The 16141-nt window shown below is 74.4% G+C and carries 17 protein-coding genes; 6 read left to right on the top strand and 11 right to left on the bottom strand.

What is annotated here, in order from left to right; translation table 11 throughout:
- Nucleotides 1–57: 57 nt before the first annotated feature.
- The 3 genes from ACFY04_RS02035 to ACFY04_RS02025 form a co-directional block, all read right to left on the bottom strand.
- Complete coding sequence (locus tag ACFY04_RS02035) at nt 58–1983, bottom strand: hypothetical protein (RefSeq protein ID WP_389113754.1); 1926 nt, start codon at nt 1981–1983, stop codon at nt 58–60.
- 112 nt (nt 1984–2095) lie between these two features.
- Nucleotides 2096–2887: a tyrosine-protein phosphatase gene (locus tag ACFY04_RS02030; RefSeq protein WP_389113753.1), complete on the bottom strand. Its 792-nt coding sequence runs from the start codon at nt 2885–2887 to the stop codon at nt 2096–2098.
- Between the two features lie 25 nt (nt 2888–2912).
- A complete protein-coding gene (locus tag ACFY04_RS02025) occupies nt 2913–3500 on the bottom strand; it encodes a rhomboid-like protein (protein WP_389113752.1) in 588 nt (195 codons plus the stop codon).
- Between the two features lie 153 nt (nt 3501–3653).
- Between ACFY04_RS02025 and ACFY04_RS02020 the strand changes: the two genes are divergently transcribed.
- Nucleotides 3654–4334: a hypothetical protein gene (locus ACFY04_RS02020; protein ID WP_389113751.1), complete on the top strand. Its 681-nt coding sequence runs from the start codon at nt 3654–3656 to the stop codon at nt 4332–4334.
- A 62-nt stretch (nt 4335–4396) separates the two neighbouring features.
- A complete protein-coding gene (locus ACFY04_RS02015; protein ID WP_389113750.1) occupies nt 4397–5839 on the top strand; it encodes a PepSY-associated TM helix domain-containing protein in 1443 nt (480 codons plus the stop codon).
- 95 nt (nt 5840–5934) lie between these two features.
- Here ACFY04_RS02015 and ACFY04_RS02010 read toward each other — a convergent pair whose 3' ends face one another.
- The 3 genes from ACFY04_RS02010 to glnII all read right to left on the bottom strand — a co-directional run bounded on the left by ACFY04_RS02010 (nt 5935) and on the right by glnII (nt 8377).
- Nucleotides 5935–6528, bottom strand: coding sequence for a winged helix-turn-helix domain-containing protein (locus ACFY04_RS02010; RefSeq protein ID WP_389113749.1), 594 nt, complete (start codon nt 6526–6528; stop codon nt 5935–5937).
- A 357-nt stretch (nt 6529–6885) separates the two neighbouring features.
- On the bottom strand, nt 6886–7215 hold the full coding sequence (locus tag ACFY04_RS02005; RefSeq protein WP_389113748.1) for a hypothetical protein: 330 nt from the start codon (nt 7213–7215) through the stop codon (nt 6886–6888).
- Nucleotides 7216–7357: 142 nt separating this feature from the next.
- On the bottom strand, nt 7358–8377 hold the full coding sequence (glnII, locus tag ACFY04_RS02000) for a glutamine synthetase (protein ID WP_389113747.1): 1020 nt from the start codon (nt 8375–8377) through the stop codon (nt 7358–7360).
- Between the two features lie 321 nt (nt 8378–8698).
- On the opposite strand from glnII, the gene ACFY04_RS01995 reads away from it, so the two are divergent.
- Nucleotides 8699–9568, top strand: a complete 870-nt coding sequence (locus ACFY04_RS01995; protein WP_389113914.1) for a Gfo/Idh/MocA family protein — start codon at nt 8699–8701, stop codon at nt 9566–9568.
- Here the strand turns inward: ACFY04_RS01995 and ACFY04_RS01990 are convergent.
- The 3 genes from ACFY04_RS01990 to ACFY04_RS01980 all read right to left on the bottom strand — a co-directional run bounded on the left by ACFY04_RS01990 (nt 9561) and on the right by ACFY04_RS01980 (nt 12324).
- The gene (locus ACFY04_RS01990; RefSeq protein WP_389113746.1) at nt 9561–10124 is read right to left on the bottom strand and encodes a hypothetical protein; all 564 of its coding nucleotides are present in this window, start codon (nt 10122–10124) and stop codon (nt 9561–9563) included. The genes ACFY04_RS01995 and ACFY04_RS01990 overlap by 8 nt on opposite strands.
- Nucleotides 10125–10381: 257 nt before the next feature.
- Nucleotides 10382–11806, bottom strand: a complete 1425-nt coding sequence (locus tag ACFY04_RS01985) for a PLP-dependent aminotransferase family protein (protein WP_389113745.1) — start codon at nt 11804–11806, stop codon at nt 10382–10384.
- Nucleotides 11803–12324, bottom strand: a complete 522-nt coding sequence (locus tag ACFY04_RS01980) for a MarR family winged helix-turn-helix transcriptional regulator (RefSeq protein ID WP_389113744.1) — start codon at nt 12322–12324, stop codon at nt 11803–11805. The genes ACFY04_RS01985 and ACFY04_RS01980 overlap by 4 nt, the downstream gene beginning before the upstream one ends.
- A gap of 111 nt (nt 12325–12435) precedes the next feature.
- Between ACFY04_RS01980 and ACFY04_RS01975 the strand changes: the two genes are divergently transcribed.
- Nucleotides 12436–13293: an alpha/beta fold hydrolase gene (locus ACFY04_RS01975; RefSeq protein WP_389113743.1), complete on the top strand. Its 858-nt coding sequence runs from the start codon at nt 12436–12438 to the stop codon at nt 13291–13293.
- Here the strand turns inward: ACFY04_RS01975 and ACFY04_RS01970 are convergent.
- The gene (locus ACFY04_RS01970; RefSeq protein WP_030012990.1) at nt 13290–13661 is read right to left on the bottom strand and encodes an ArsC/Spx/MgsR family protein; all 372 of its coding nucleotides are present in this window, start codon (nt 13659–13661) and stop codon (nt 13290–13292) included. The two genes, ACFY04_RS01975 and ACFY04_RS01970, sit on opposite strands and share 4 nt — an antisense overlap.
- Nucleotides 13662–13768: 107 nt before the next feature.
- On the opposite strand from ACFY04_RS01970, the gene ACFY04_RS01965 reads away from it, so the two are divergent.
- Complete coding sequence (locus ACFY04_RS01965; RefSeq protein WP_030012991.1) at nt 13769–14020, top strand: hypothetical protein; 252 nt, start codon at nt 13769–13771, stop codon at nt 14018–14020.
- A gap of 95 nt (nt 14021–14115) precedes the next feature.
- On the opposite strand, the gene ACFY04_RS01960 is transcribed toward ACFY04_RS01965, so the two are convergent.
- Nucleotides 14116–15207, bottom strand: a complete 1092-nt coding sequence (locus ACFY04_RS01960; RefSeq protein WP_389113742.1) for a PP2C family protein-serine/threonine phosphatase — start codon at nt 15205–15207, stop codon at nt 14116–14118.
- A 135-nt stretch (nt 15208–15342) separates the two neighbouring features.
- On the opposite strand from ACFY04_RS01960, the gene ACFY04_RS01955 reads away from it, so the two are divergent.
- Complete coding sequence (locus ACFY04_RS01955) at nt 15343–16056, top strand: VIT family protein (protein ID WP_389113913.1); 714 nt, start codon at nt 15343–15345, stop codon at nt 16054–16056.
- Nucleotides 16057–16141: the final 85 nt, after the last annotated feature.

The following is a 16141-nucleotide window of genomic DNA, read 5'->3' as shown; positions in this document are numbered from 1 at the left end:
CCCGACGGTTTCTGACGGTTGAAGCTTCACCCACCCGCAAGGTCCACCCGCAAGGTCCTACCGCAGCACGCCCGCCTTCGTCCCGTCCGTCAACTTGCCCGACAGATCCACCTGCGCACCCGCCGGCGCCTTCACCGCCAGCCGGTTGCCGTTCGCCGACCCGCTCACCCCGCCGCCCGACACCGACAGCGAGGCGAACTGCGCACTGCCCGCCGCCAGCACGTACCACTGGCCGGCCCGCGACTTCCACAGCACGCCCGCCAGCACCCGCGGCTCCCGCGGCCCGCAGGCCGCCGACCCCTCCGAGCGGGCCGCCTGCGCCGCCATCGGGGCACCCGGGGCCAGGAACTGCGCCTGCACCCGGTCGGCCGCCCCCTGCCAGGTCTCGGCACGGGTGCAGAGCCAGGCCGCCGTCCCGCCGCCCTCCGGCAGCGGCTGCTTCGCGTACGTCCACGCGTTGACCGTACGGACCCCGTGCGAGCGGACCGCCGGCAGCAGACAGACGATCCTCGACCAGTCCCCGAGCTCCGCGGCCTCCGTCACATCGCGCTCGGCACCCGGCGCACCCGACGTCAGCCGGGCCGGCGTCAGTTCACCGAGGTCGGTGATCAGCCGGGTGGCGCCGTCGCCCGTCAGAGCCAGCGCGTTCCAGCTCGTACAGCTGCCCGCCGGGCCCGCCACCGGCGGGGTCACCCCGTCCGGGGACGGCTTCAGCGCCACCACGGGCGCGGCGGGCTTGAGCAGGTCCCGCAGGGCCGTGCCGGTGACCCAGGGCGCCGTGAGATAGCGGACGTTGCCGTCGACCCGGCTGAGCACCAGCGCGGTGGCGGTCTCCGCCGAGGCGCCGTCGGTCCGGGCGAAGTCGAGGGCGGCGCCCGCCGTCCCGGTCCGCGGTTCGGCGTAGCGGACCACGCGCAGGCCGTCGTACATCAGGACCACGACGGCCTGGTCCACGGCGCCCGCGAACAGCAGCTGCGCCGGCCCCATCGGCGGCCCGGCGGGCGTGCCCGGGGTGGCCGAGGTGACCACCGAGGGGCCGGGCCGGGCCCACACGGCCAGCGCCCGGCGCAGCAGCTCCGTGTCGCCGGCCCGGTCGCCGCGGGCGGGCCAGGTGGAGAAGTCCGTACGCGACGACGTAGGCCAGAGGGCGGGCGAGGCCCGGACCAGCTTCGCGGGATCCAGGGCCTGCTCGGCCGCGGCGTTGCGCGCGTACAGCGGGGCGGCGGCCCCGTCCGAGCCCCAGCCCCCGCCGGGCAGCGCGAGCAGCGCCCCGCACACGGCGAGGGCGGCCCCGGCGGCCAGCGCGGCCCGCCCGAGACGGCGCCGCCGCAGCAGGTCGGTGGGCCGGGCCTGCAGCACGCACGGGTCGAACTCGGGGGAGGCGAACAGGGCGTCGTTCGCCGGATCCCCGGACTCCGCGACCGCGGCGGCCGGATCCGGGACCCCGGCCTCGTCGAGCACCCGGAGCACCTCCGGCTCGGACAGCCGTTCCAGGGCCCGCAGCACGCAGGCGGCCCGGCCCGCCCCGTCGAGGGTGGCCAGCCACTGGTCGAGGGCGAGCTCCTCGGCCCCGCCCGAGCGGGGGAACAGCCGCAGCCCCCACACCTGGGGGAGCACCGGCGGGAGCTGCGCGCGCCGCGGCAGCGCCCGGAAGGTCAGCGGGATCCCCGCCTCCAGCGCGGCGCGCAGCACGCGCAGCCGGACGTACGCGTACCCGGAGTCCTCCGCCCCGTCCCGCTGGCCCGGAACCCCGCCCCGCACGGCGGCCGCGGCCGCCGCCGAGTCCCGGCGCCCGCGCGGCAGCGCCCGCTGGACCAGCGAGTGGGCGGTGAGCACCCGCCGGTTGCGGCCGAGGGCGGGCGGCAGCGCCAGATAGGCGAGCCGCACCAGCCGGGGGTAGTGCTCGACGATGGCGGCCTCGGCCTGCTCGACGTCCGGCGGCACGGGAGGCATGGGGCGGGTGGCGGTATCCGGCGCAGTCACGTTCAGCAGAACGAGCGAATCGTCGGATGGTCACCGGTCCCGGCCCCCGGCCCGGGGTGTGGGGCGCGGTCCCGGGGTGCGGGGGCAGGGGGGCGGGGGGCGGGGCGCTGGGTCAGACCACCAGACGGGCGCGCAGCGCCTCGACCGTCTCGTCGGCGACACCGAGCCCCTCACTCACGTACTTCTCCATGGAGCCGTACCGCGTCTCGACCTCGTCCAGCGCCGCCCGCAGGTAGGAGGGGAAGACGCCGATCAGCGCGAGCGCGATGTCCGGGTTGCCGCCGGCCGCCGTGAAGCCCTCGATCATCGGGGCGAAGGCGTGCTTGACCGCCGGATTGACGGACAGGTATTCGGCCATCAGCGTCTCGTCGTCCGCACCCAGCAGCGCCAGGATGACCGTCGCGCCCCAGCCGGTCCGGTCCTTGCCGGCCGTGCAGTGGAACAGCAGCGGGCCCGAGCCGGCGTCGGCGGCCTCGGTGAGCAGCATCCGGTACGCGGCCTGCGCGGAGCCGGAGTTCACGAAGGACCGGTAGGTGTCGGCGAACAGCGCCTGCGCCCGCCCGCCGCCCAGGTGCTTCTCGGCCACGGCCGGGTCGGACAGCAGGTCCTTCAGCTGCGCGGCGGGCACCTGGGCGGAGTTCAGCTTGTCGGCGAGGACGTCGCCGACCAGGACCCGGGCCCCGGCGGGTATCCGGTCGGGGTGGTCGGCGCGCTCGGCGGCGGCGCGGAAGTCGATGACGGTGCGCAGGCCCAGCCCGGCCACCACCGGGTCGGCGTCGAGGTCGAGCCGGTCGAGCTGGCCGGAGCGCAGGACCAGGCCGGGGCGGACGGTGCGGCCGCCGGGGAGCGGGGTGCCGCCGAGGTCGCGGAGGTTGGCGACGGTGGTGGACGGGGTGGCGGTCATCGTGGCAGCTCCTGCTGGGTGTGGTTCATGTAATTTTCTGATGTTTCGCCCCGGAAAGGCAATCGAGGGCCAGCGAGACCCCTATGCCCACCCCGAGCGCGGCCAGGTGCCCGGCGTCCGTGAAGGTCCGCCCGCGCCGGACCACCGGCGCCGCCGCGAGCGCCAGCAGCCCCACCCGCGCGGCCGCACGGACCGCCCCGCGCGGCAGGGCCGAGGTCAGCGAGCCGAGCACGGCGTTGAACCCGTAGCTCGTCCCCACGTCCACCGCGCGCCGCGTCCGCGGATCGGCCCTCCCGCGCAGGGCGCCGTAGACGAGGAGGGTCGCCGCGGCGTGCCCGAACAGGAACACCGCGGCCGTCCACCAGGCGCCGTACGCGTACTCGGCGTATCCGAGGACCGCGACCAGCAGGAGCGCGTACGGCAGGGGCATGGGCTCCTCGACGACGAGGGCACTGCTCAGCAGCGTCTCCCAGCGCCCGGCGGCGAGATTGTCGACATTCGTCGAGCAGTCCCGGAGCAGCCGCTCCCGCTCGGCCGCCCCGGTGCGCTCCAGGGCGTAGGCCCCGAACTGCACCCCGCCGGCGTACACCGCTCCCCACGGAATTGGATTCATCTGCTCATGATCGGATAAGCCTCTGGCGGGAACCAAGGCACCCCGTGCGAACATGTCCCGGCCATGTTCGAATCATTCGCGCCGATGCGCGCCACGCGAGCCGCAATATTCGCGGCGATGTGTGTCGCCCTGGGCGCGACAGGGCATTCGTCCATGTCCGGAACGGATATCCCCTTCTTCGGCCTTCTGGGTGCTTTCGGGGTGACCTGCGGGTTCGGATGGCTCGCCGCCGGGCGGCGGCGGGGCCCCGTGGGCATCACCGCCGCGGTGCTCTCCGTACAGGGCGTGCTCCACCTCGTCTTCTCGGGGAGTACGGGCGCCAAGCCGTTCGCCGCTCCCGCCCCGCTGCACGGCCACCACCCCCTGTCGGCCGCGGACGCGGGCACGATGGCCGCCGAAGCCCCCGGCACGGCCGACGTGGCCGACATGGCTCACATGGCGGGCACCGCAGGGATGGCAGGCACCACGGGCCTGGCCGACATGGCCGACATGGCCGGCCTGGCCGGTCACGGCGGCGCCGCGATGATCGCCGCCCACGTGCTCGCCGGGCTGCTCTGCGCCGCCTGGCTCGCGCGCGGCGAGGCCGCCGTCTTCCGGCTGGCCCGCGTCCTGGCCACCGCGCCGCTGCACGCGGCCCGGCCGCTCGCCCGCGCGCTCGCCCTGGTCCGGGCACGGGCGGCCGCCGTACCGGCCCCGCCCGTCTTCCCCGCCCCGTACGAACGGCCGCGCCGCCTGCGCGGAGCCGTCCACGCCCACGCCGTGGTGCGCCGCGGGCCGCCAGGACGCACTCCGCTCCCGCGTTCCACGGCCCCCGGCCGGCCTGCCCACGCCTGATCCGGCGAAGCGGCGAGACCTGGGGTCTGCTCCCCATGTCTTCGCCAACACCTAGGATCCCCATGTCTCTTGACGAGGTTCAAGACGTCCGCACCCCGGACGCCGAACCGGCCGGCACGGCCAGGAACCGCGGCGGCAGCTGGGCGGCCGTACGGCCGCTCCTCCTGCGCATGCACTTCTACGCGGGGCTGCTCGTCGCCCCGCTGATCTTCCTCGCCGCCGCCACCGGGCTGCTCTACGCCGCCTCCTGGCAGGCCGAGAAGATCATCTACTCCGACGAGCTGACCGTCGCCCGCGTCGGCGAGAGCGCCCTGCCGCTCAGCGCCCAGATCGACGCGGCCAAGGGGGCCGCCCCCGAGGGCGAGGTCGTGTCCGTGTGGCCCGCCCCCGACACCGAGGCCACCACCCGGGTGATCATGGAGAGCCCGGGCCTCCCCGAGGGCGAGACCCTCACCGTCTTCGTCGACCCGTATACGGCCGAGGTGCGCGGGCAGCTCGCCACCGCCGGCGACGCGCTGCCGCTGCGGGCCTGGCTGAGCGAGTTCCACTCCAGCCTCCAGCTCGGCGAGTTCGGCCGGAACTACAGCGAGCTCGCCGCGAGCTGGATGTGGGTGGTCGCGCTCGGCGGACTCGCCCTGTGGCTCGGCCGCCGCCGCAAGCGCAGGTCACAGCTGGTCCTCCCGGACCGCAAGGCCACCGGCCGCCGCCGCACCCTGTCCTGGCACGGAGCCGTCGGCCTGTGGGCCGTCGCCGGACTCGTCGTACTCTCCGCCACCGGCCTGACCTGGTCGAAGTACGCCGGCGAGAACATCGGGCAGCTCCAGGACAGCCTCGGCGGGGCCACCCCCGCCGTCTCCGCGCAGCTCAGCGCCGGGGCGGACGCCGGCTCCGACGAGCACGCCGGGCACACCATGCCCGACGGCACGCAGATGGCCCCGCCGCCCGCACCCACCACCGACGTCGGCATCGACAAGGCCGTGGACGCCGCCCGGGCCGCAGGCGTCACCGAGGCGCTCCGCGTGACCCTGCCCGCCAAGGGCAAGGGGTACGTCATCAAGGAGCAGGACAAGCTGGTGCCGGTGCACCTGGACTCGGTCGCCGTCGACCCCGCGGACGCCCGCGTCATGGACGAACTGCGCTTCGCCGACTACCCGGTCCTCGCCCAGATGACCCGCTTCGGCATCGACCTGCACATGGGTACGACCTTCGGGCTCGCCAACCAGATCGCGCTGGCCGCGCTCGCCGTCGCCGTGATGTTCCTCGTCTTCTGGGGCTACCGCATGTGGTGGCTGCGGCGGCCGACGAAGGACCGCAAGCTGTCCGTCGGCCGTGCACAGCCGCGCGGCGCCTGGCGCAAGCTCCCGGTGACCGCGGTGCTGCCGCTGGCCGCGGTGACCGCCGTGATCGGCTGGTTCGTCCCGCTGCTCGGGATCAGCCTGGTCGTCTTCCTCGCGGTCGACGTCCTGCTGGGCTTCGTCGCCGGCCGCCGGGCCAAGGCCGCGTAGCCGCATCGCCGCAGGGCCGCACGGCCGTCACGAACGAGGTGGGCCCGTACTCCCCAGGGGAGTACGGGCCCACCGCCGTCAGGTCAACCGCCGACTCAAGGCGCGTACTTGTAACCGACCCGGCGCACCGTCTGGATCGCGGCGCGGTGGGAGGCGCCCAGCTTGCGGCGCAGACGGGCGATGTGGACGTCCACGGTCCGGCCGTCGCCGACGTGCCCGTAGCCCCAGACCGTGGTGACCAGCTGGTCCCGGCTGTGCACCCGGTGCGGGTGCTGCACCAGGTGGGCCAGCAGCTCGAACTCCAGGTACGTCAGGTCGAGCACCTGGCCGTCGACCTCGGCGGTGCGCTGCGCCGAGTCGATCCGCACCAGGCCGTCCCCCGGTCCGGCCGGAGCGGCGGCGGGAGCCGGCTGCACGGCGGCGGCCACCGCCTGCGGGGCGAAGGCGATCGGAGGCTGCTGGTCGGCCGGTACGAGCACCAGGTAGCCGATCATCGGCGGCTGACCCGGCAGCGCCGGCAGGGTGTGCTGGGGCGCGGGCAGCCAGGTGGCCCCCGGCGGCAGGAGGTCCACGACTCGGGCCACTTCGTCTCGGTCAACGGAACGGAGCCGGTGGCGCGGACTGGGCGGATACGTCAGGGGAGAGGTCGCAGCGGTGGCGGCGGAAGAAAGTGAGCGGGTGTTCGCCATGAGTGGTCAGCTCTTTCACGCGGAGTGGTCGGCAGGAGACGTGCGTACGTCGTCGATGTCGATACCGCGCAGACCGAAGGCCTCGGGGAAGGTCAGGTGGGTGATCCCGGAGGCTTTAGAGGGCCGGCGCGTTCTTCGCGCGGCAACACTCCCGGTCGTAATCGTGATCCTGACGGGACGGCCAGAAAGGCTCGAGGTCGCTGCGACCTGACGAGGTGTGCGAATGGCTGGCCATGGCCCCATTCAAGCAGAAGTCATGTCTCCGGGGCAGGTCCCGTCTCACCCCGTGGATGGAAATCTCATATATCGAGCCCACCCCCCCTGTCAATCCGGGACAAAAGCCAACTCCTGCGGGCCTCAGGGGAGACGCAGCCGCTGCCAACTCGGACCGACGTCCCAGCCCTTCTCCTGGCGGGCCCAGCGCGCCATGACCTCCACCACCTCGGCCGCCGCGGGCAGATGCACCTGGAAGTGCCGCTCCGCGGACCCGTCACGGTGCTCCAACTGGTAGTCGTCGCCCTCGTCGTGCCAGACCTGGATGTAGACGTCCGGCTCCTCGACGAGCCGCTCGACGATGACGAAGCGGTCCCCGTCCGCGCCGATGCGCTCCACGAGTTCGGACAGCACGCCGAGCGCGGGGCGTTCGTAGGACTCGCCGCGCTCCGTCTGGATCTTGATCGCCAACATGGCCACACCGTGCCACACGCCACTGACAACGCCCGCCGGCCCCATGGGGGCGCGGCGGGCGCTGTCAGTGGTCATCGGCCGGGTGCGGTCCCGGCGGTGCCGGACCGGGTGCGGGACCCGGTGCCGGTCCTGAACCCGGTCGTCAGACCAGGCCGTCCTTCTCCAGGCCGGCGCAGCAGGTGTCCGTGATGAGACGGGTCACCACGTACGGGTCCACGTTCGCGTTCGGACGGCGGTCCTCGATGTAGCCCTTGCCGTCCTTCTCCACCTGCCACGGGATACGGACCGAGGCGCCGCGGTCCGAGACGCCGTAGCTGAACTCGTTCCACGGGGCGGTCTCGTGCAGACCCGTCAGGCGCTCGTCGATGCCGGCGCCGTAGTTCTTCACGTGGTCGAGCGGCTTGCTGCCCTCGCCCAGCGCGTCGCACGCGGAGATGATCGCGCGGTAGTCCTCGCGCATCGCCTTCGTGGAGAAGTTGGTGTGCGCGCCCGCGCCGTTCCAGTCGCCCTTGACCGGCTTCGGGTTCAGCGTCGCGGAGACGTTGAAGTCCTCGGCGGTGCGGTAGAGCAGCCAGCGCGCGATCCACAGCTGGTCCGAGACCTCCAGCGGACCGACGGGGCCGACCTGGAACTCCCACTGGCCGGGCATGACCTCGGCGTTGATGCCGGAGATGCTCAGGCCCGCCGCGAGGCAGTGGTCCAGGTGCTTCTCGACGATCTCGCGGCCGAAGATCTCGTCGGAGCCGACACCGCAGTAGTAGCCGCCCTGCGCGGCCGGGAAGCCGTTCACGGGGAAGCCGAGCGGACGGGTGCCGTCGAAGAAGGTGTACTCCTGCTCGATGCCGAAGATCGGCTCCTGCGCGGCGAACTTCTCGGCGACCGGACGCAGCAGCGCGCGGGTGTTCGACTCGTGCGGGGTCATGTCGATGTTCAGGACCTCGCACAGGACGAGGACGTTGTCGCCGCCGCGGATCGGGTCCGGGCAGGAGAAGACCGGGTTGAGCACGCGGTCGGACGCGTGGCCCTCGGCCTGGTTCGTGCTCGATCCGTCGAAGCCCCAGATCGGCAGCGCGTCGCCGTCCCCGATGATCTTCGTCTTGGAGCGAAGCTTCGCCGTCGGCTCGGTGCCGTCGATCCAGATGTACTCAGCCTTGTAGCTCACGGGCCCCATCCTCAGACTCTGCGGGTGCTGCTGGTCGCTGTTTCATCGCTGCGGTGATGACCGCAGCGTGCCCGCCCGCGATTTCTCTTCCGTTGCCCGTGTGTGAACCCCGTGTTACCGAGGTTTGCACCGCAGGTCGGGTGGGTTGTGCGGGTTGGTGGTGGCGCGCCCGTCCGGGTGGGGCAGACTGACCACGTGAGCATTTCGTCTGATTTGAACTCCGCCGAGGGCCCCGTCGAGAGCGCCGCCGGACGTGTCGCCGAACGTGTCGCCGAAGGTGCCGCCGATCAGGCCCCCGCAGGCCGCCGCCCCCGGGTCGGGCTGCTGGGCACCGGCCCCTGGGCCCACCGCACCCACGCCCCCGCCCTCGCCGCGCACGCCGGCTCCGACTTCGCCGGCGTGTGGGGCCGCCGGCCCGAGGCCGCGGCCGAGCTGGCGCACGAGTACGGCGTGAAGGTGTACGAAGACCCCGACGAGCTGTTCGCCGAGTGTGACGCCGTCGCCTTCGCCCTGCCGCCCGACGTACAGGCCGCCATGGCCGTCCGCGCCGCCGCCGCCGGATGCCACCTGCTCCTCGACAAGCCCGTCGCCACCACCGTGGAGGACGCCCGCGCCGTCGCCGAAGCGGTCACGCGCCACCAGGTCGCCTCCGTGGTCTTCCTCACCCTGCGCTTCGCCGAGCCCACCGCGGGCTGGGTCGAGGAACAGGCCGCACGCTCCGGCTGGTTCACGGCAGCGGCCCACTGGCTCGGCGCCGTCTTCCCGCCCGACGGAACGCCCAGCGCCTACGCCGACTCGCCCTGGCGCAAGGCCAAGGGCGGACTGTGGGACGTCGGCCCGCACGCCCTGTCCGTCCTGATCCCGGTGCTCGGCGAGGTCACCGCGATCAGCGCCACCCGGGGCCCCTCCGACGTGGTCCAACTGGCACTCCGGCACACCTCCGGCGCGGCCAGCACCGCCGTGCTCAGCCTGGGCGCGCCGCGCGCGGCCGCCGGAGTGGGCCTCGAACTGCGCGGCACCGAGGGCGTGCACGAACTGCCCGGCTGGAGCGACGTACCGGGCGCCTACGGACGTGCCCTGGACGCGCTGCTCACCGCGGCCCGGACGGGGGTGCCGGACCCGCGCGGGGCGGAGTTCGGGGCCCGGCTGACGGAGATCCTGGCCGAGGCGGAGGCACAGCTCCCTACTTGATCACCGCGTTCGCCACGATGATGGCCAGGCCGATGGTGGCGTCCGCCATGCCGATCGCCAGGGCGGAGCCGAGCCGGTAGCCCACGCGGAGCGCGACGAGCGCACCCCAGGCGAACAGCAGGGCGGTGTTCACCCCCAGCCCGACGGCGGTCACCGCGTAGGCGTCCCAGTCGAAGACACCGGCGGCGACCAGCAGCAGGACGGTGGGCAGGGCGGCCACGATCAGCGGCCACTCGTTCCACAGCGCCAGGCCCAGCATCCGCCACCGGTGCCCGGCGGAGTCCTGGCGGTCGGAGGCCATGTGGTGCGAGTACCCGTGCGCGAGCCCGGCGGTCGCGGCCGTCACGAGCACCCAGCTGGCGTCGTAGTACGGGGTGAACTCCTCCCCCTTCTGGTGCAGCGCGGCCAACAGCGCACTGGCCAGAACGGTCCCGTACACCCCGCCGAACATCCAGTCGGCCCCCCGCCGCCCGGGTCGTGAGCCCGCCCCGGCGGGGAGGGCCGACCGGGCCGCCTGGCCGTGTGGCTGCTGCTCCTCGTTGACATCCTCGTTCACAACGGATCCTCGGGTCCTCGGGTCCTTGGGTCTTCTGTCCGATACATCCTCTTTGTCACCCTGGTCACCCTAGGGGGTGGGGGGTGGGGGCGGGATGAAGAGGGGGAGCCGGTCGGGCAGATCCCGCCTTCCGGAGCCACCGCCGCACTTCGTCTGATGCCGCCCAACCGGCTCCCGCCGCCCGAAGCCCCCGCCCCGCCTCCCCGACCCCGCCCGGCTCCCGCCCCCCGACCCCACCCGCCCGGCACCGCATCCCCTCACCTCGACCCGCTCACCACCCCCGCCAAGGTTGCGAGTGCCCGGGTGAACGCCGAGTCCGGGGGTGCCGCGTAGCCGACCACCAGGCCCTCGCGGGGTGGGGCCGGGTCGGCCGGGTGCTGGTAGGACGACAGGCCGTCCAGGGCCAGGCCCGCGGCGTGGGCCGCCGCGAGCGCGGGGGATTCCCGGCCCGGGGGGAGTTCCAGTACGGCGTGCAGGCCGGCCGAGATGCCCGTCACCCGGACCTCCGGGGCGCGTGCCGCCATTACGGCGACCAGCTGGTCGCGGCGGTCCCGGTAGCGCAGGCGCATCCGGCGCACGTGGCGGTCGTACGCCCCGCACTCGATGAAGTCGGCCAGCGCCAGCTGGTCCAGCGTGCTCGCCCAGGACTCCCGCAGCCCCTTCGCGGCCAGCACCTGATCGCGCAGCTGGTCGGGGAGGACCAGCCAGCCCAGGCGCAGCGCGGGGGAGAGGCTCTTGCTCAGCGAGCCCGCGTACACCACGTGTTCGGGGGCCAGCCCCTGCAGCGCGCCGACCGGTTTGCGGTCGTAGCGGAACTCCCCGTCGTAGTCGTCCTCCACGATCACGCCACCGGTGCCGCGGGCCCATTCCACGGCGGCGGCCCGCCGTGCGGGCAGCAGGCGGCCGCCCGTCGGGAACTGGTGCGCCGGTGTGAGCAGCAACGTACTGGCCCGGGAGGGGAGTTCCTCCCCCAGCCTCCGGCCGGGAGCTACCCCCAGCAGGGCGCCGTCCTCGTCGACCGGGACGGGGTGCGGGCGGACCCCGGCGGCTTGGAGGATGCCGTGGTGGAAGGGCAGCCCGTACGCCTCGACGGCCCAGTCCCGGGGCCGGACGGACGACAGGAGCCGCAGTCCGTTGGCGAAGCCGGAGCAGATCACGATGTTCTCGGGGCCGCAGCGCACGCCCCGCGCGCGGGAGAGGTAGTCGGCCAGGGCCCGCCGCAGTTCGGGGCGGCCCTGCGGATCGCCGGGCCCGAAGGCCTCGGTGGGTGCCTCGGCCAGAGCCCGGCGGGCGCTGGCGGCCCAGGCGGCGCGCGGGAAGGAGGCGGGGTCGGGCTTGCCCTGGAGCAGGTCGTGGCGGGGCCGGTCGGGCGCGGGCCCGGCCGGGGCGGCCGGTGCGCCGGCGGTTGCGACCCCCTCGGCGACCCGGGTGCCGGAGCCCTGCCGGGCCGTGAACCAGCCCTCGGCGACCAGCTCGGCGTACGCGTCGGCGACGGCGTTGCGGGCCAGCCCGAGGTCGGCGGCCAGCGTCCGGTACGGCGGCAGCCGGGTCCCGCCGGCCAGCCGGCCGCTGCGCACGGCGCTGCGCAGGGCCTGGGCGAGGGCGGTCCGCCGGGCGCCCTCGGCGGGGAGTTCCAGGTGCAGGCCGGCACCGCCGCCGGGCCCCTGGTCGGGGGTGGTCATGGGCGCGGCTCCGATGCGAAGACGGCGTGGGTGGCCGTCAGGAAGCGGCGCACGGTCTCCCGTTCGGCGGGGTCGAAGGAGTCGAGCACCTGGAGCACCCCGTCGATCAGCGGCCCGAAGAACTCCTTGCCCAGACGGATCGCCGCCGGCTCCACGCGCAGCAGGATCCGGCGCCGGTCGTGGTCGTCGCGGATCCGTGCCACGTGGCCGAGCCGTTCGAGCCGGTCGATCACGGCGGTGGTGCCGGCGGAGTTGAGGCCGAGCCGGGCGCCGAGCAGGCCCGCGGTGGCCGGTTCGCCCGCGCGGGCCGCGTCGAGCAGGCAGATCAGGGCGCGTACGTCGGTGGGGTGCATGCCGTTGCGGGCGGCGAACTCGGCCTGGCGCAGGCCGAACTCGACGGTCACCGCGCGGAGCAGGTGCACCAGTCGGAGGTTGTCGGGCTCCTCGTTCTGGGGCTCCTCGTTCTCGGGTTGCTCGTTCTCGGGTTCCCGGTGGTCCGGGTTTCTGTCGCCGTTCATATCGCCCCCTGGCGGAATCTCTCGCTGGGCGAGATTATCGTCTGGCGAGATATTCGATGAGGCATGCATGAGGAACCGGCTGAGGCATTGGACGAGGGATCGGAGCGGCACATGTCCCGGACGTCTTCCTTCCGCGCCGCCTACGACGCGGTGCTCGGCCGGTGGCCCGGACCCGTCGAGGCCGTCGACCTGACCACCCCGTACGGGGTCACCCGCGTCAACCGCTGCGGCCCGGCCGACGCGCCGCCGCTGGTGCTGCTGCCCGGTGGCGGGTCCACTTCCACCGTATGGGGCGCCTGCGTGGCCGCCGGGGCGGCCCGCGCCCACCGGGTGCACGCCGTGGACCTGGTGGGGGACCCGGGGCTCAGCGTTCCGGCGCCCGACCGGGCGATCCGGACCGCCGGAGACCTGGTCGGCTGGCTCGATGCGGTCCTCGATGCGGTCCTCGACGGGCTGGGTTCGCACGGGCCGGTGACCCTCGCCGGGCACTCGTACGGGGCCTGGATCGCCGCCCACTACGCCGCCCGGCGCCCGGCCCGGCTCGGCCGCCTGGTGCTGCTTGACCCGACTCAGGTCTTCGCGGGACTGCGCCCGGGCTACGTCCTGCGCGCGCTGCCCATGCTGGTGCGGCCCACCCCGGAGCGGATCCGCTCCTTCCTCGCCTGGGAGACCCGAGGGGCCGCGCTCGATCCGGCCTGGCTGCGGCTGCAGGAGGAGAGCGCCGGCTTCCCCGCCGTCCGGCCGGTCACCGGGCCGCGCCCGGACCTGGCCGGACTCGCGCAGCTCACGGGCGCGGGCCCGCAGGTCGACGTCCTCTTCGCCGGGCTCGCCCGCTGCCACGACTCCGGCCGTGCGGCCCGGGCAGCGCGCGGGGCGCTGCCGGGCGCGCGTGTCGGCGTACTGCCCGGGGTCCCGCACCACGCGCTGCCGCTGACGGCCGCCGCGGAGATCGCCCGGCGCGTGTTCTAGCCCTTGCGGGACAGGGCCTCGCGGACGGCCTCCTCGGAGCGGCCGACCACGGCCGTGCCGTCCTCGGCGGTGATGATCGGGCGCTGGATGAGCTTCGGGTGAGCGGCCAGGTGGGCGATCCAGAGCCCGCGCGCCGCGTCGGTCTCCTCACGCGGCAGGTCCCGTACGCCGGTCTCCTTGGCCAGCGGGTCCGAGGTGCGCGTGATGTCCCACGGCTCCAGCCCGAGACGGCCCAGCACCTCGCGGATCTCGTCCTCGGAGGGCACGTCCTCCAGGTAGCGGCGCACCGTGTAATCGGCGCCCTCCGCGTCCAGCAGGGTCAGGGCGCTGCGGCACTTGGAACAGGCGGGATTGATCCAGATCTCCATGGCGGCAACCCTACCCAGGGTCGGTCTGGCCAGGGGCTTTTGTCAGTGGTCCCCGGTAAAATCGAGGAAGAACGACAGGACGCCAACTACCGTTTGGGAGGCTGTAGATGGCCACTGCCACCACCGTCCAGCACGTCAAGAAGAAGCCGCTGCCGGCGGGGCTGCCCCGCGAGTGGTACGAGAGCCACAACCGCCGTCTGAAGGCGATGCGGCTGGCGATATCCCTGCTCGACTCGGGGACGTACGACGCCCGCCGTGCCACCAACCGGAAGATCCGGACGATGGCCGTCCGGACGGGGATCCACCGGCCGTCGAATGTCACCTGCAAGATGGTGCGCGCGTTCATCATGGAGTCGTAGGCGCCGGTCGTGACCGGTGCGGCGGTCACTCACCGCATGACAGGGGGTTCCGGCCGGCCGGGCGCGGCCGGCCGGCCGGAACCGCCCGGCACGGCCTACGCCGCCGGTTCCCGTCCGTCCAGGGAGAGCAGCAGCAGGGCCACGTCGTCGTTCGGGCCGCCTTTCGTGAAGTCCGCGAGGTCCCGCCACACCGCCCCGACCAGGCCCGCCGGGTCCCGCGCCAGTACGGGGACCCGGGCGGCCAGCGGGTAGAAGTGCCCCGTCGCGTCGCGGGCCTCCGTCACGCCGTCGGTGTGCAGCAGCAGCTGGTCCCCGGGGCGCACCGCCAGCTCCGTCGCCACCGGCGGGGTCGGACCGGCGAGCCCCAGGCCCAGGGGCGGCCCCGGCTCGACGAGCACCTCCTCCACCACCGATCCGCGGACCCGCAGGGCCGACGGATGCCCGCACGACACGATCCGTACGACATCCAGCCCGGGAGGGAATTCCAGCAGCACGGCCGTGGCGAACAGCTCCGGATGCTCGACCGACGCGGCCGCCGCGTCCGCCACCAGCCGCCGGTCCAGCCGAGCCGCGACCGCACCGAGTCCGGCGTCGTCGATCACGGCCTCGCGGAAGGCCCCGAGCAGCGCCGCCACCGTGCCGACCGCCGCCAGCCCATGCCCCTGCACGTCCCCGACCAGCGCCCGCACCCCGTACGGCCCGGCCCGTACGTCGTACAGGTCGCCGCCGACCAGCGTGCCGTGCTGCGCCGCCCGGTAGAGGCCCGAGCAGCGCACCGGACCCACCCGTTCCGGCACCGGTGGGAGGACCGCGAGCTGGGCCGCCTCCGCCACCGTCCGGACGCTGACCAGCTGCGCGTCCCGGCGCTGGCGGACCCAGGCGATCACCACGCTGAGCACGCCGACGGCGGCCACCGTGGCCAGGTCCGTGCCCCGGGCGTTGGCGACACCGAGCGAGTGGACCCCCAGCAGCAGGAGGACGATGCCGGCGAAGGCCGCGGTCCCGGCCGCCCCGTACGCGAAGGCGGCCACCGGGGGCAGACCGGCCAGGAAGAACCCGAGCTCCGCGCCGGGGGTGACCGCCTGGGCCAGGACCAGCACGACCAGGGCCGCCGCGGGCGCGATCCGGGCCCAGCGCGGCGGTGGCTCGCCGCGCAGCCAGCCCGCCTCCTGACGTCGCCGTCTCACCCCTCCACCCTGGTACGGGCGCCGGGCCCGCGCACCCCGGACCGGCCCGCCGGGTGGCCTCGTACGCCCCGGGCCGCGACAGTGGGGGGCGTGACGGCAAGCGAAGGCGCGGGGAAACGGCCCGGCAAGGCGCACATCGAGGCACACGGCGAGGGCGACGGCTCGCAGAGCGCGGAGATCAGCACGCGGCTCAACTGGCTGCGCGCGGGTGTGCTCGGTGCCAACGACGGGATCATCTCCACCGCGGGCCTGGTGGTCGGTATGGCGGGGGCCACCACCTCGCGCTCGGCGATCCTGGCGGCGGGCGTCGCCGGGCTGCTGGCGGGCTCGCTGTCGATGGCGGCGGGGGAGTACGTCTCCGTCAGCTCCCAGCGGGACTCCGAACGGGCGGCGCTCGACCTGGAACGCCGGGAACTGGCCGAGGAGCCGGAGGCGGAGCTCGACGAACTCACCGACCTGCTCGCCGGGCGGGGGCTCAGCCGGGACGTGGCGCGGGAGGCCGCCGAGCAGCTGACGGAGCGGGACGCGTTGCGGGCCCATGCCCGGGTGGAGCTCGGGATCAACCCCGACGAGCTCGCCAACCCGTGGCACGCAGCCTTCGCCAGCCTCGTCGCCTTCACGGTGGGGGCGCTGCTGCCGCTGCTGGCGATCATCCTGCCGGGGCCGTCGCAGCGGGTGCCGGTGACGGTGGTGGCGGTGCTGGCGGCGCTGACGCTGTGCGGGGTGATCAGTGCGCGGCTGGGCGGGGCGCCGCTGCCGAGGGCGGTCGCCCGCAATGTGGCCGGCGGCGCCCTGGCCATGGCCGTGACCTACGCGGTCGGCACCTGGCTCGGCACCGCGACCGCCTGAACCGGGCTCCGCCCGGCCCCGGGGCTCCGCCCCGGACCCCGCGCCTCAATCGCCGGCGGGGCTGAAGATCCCAGCCCGGGTCGGC

The sequence above is a fragment of the Streptomyces sp. NPDC001549 genome (genome assembly GCF_042894025.1).
Taxonomy (GTDB): Bacteria; Actinomycetota; Actinomycetes; order Streptomycetales; family Streptomycetaceae; genus Streptomyces; species Streptomyces kutzneri.
The sequence above is the reverse complement of the archived record's forward strand: the minus strand, read 5'-3'. Positions and strand labels throughout refer to the sequence as shown.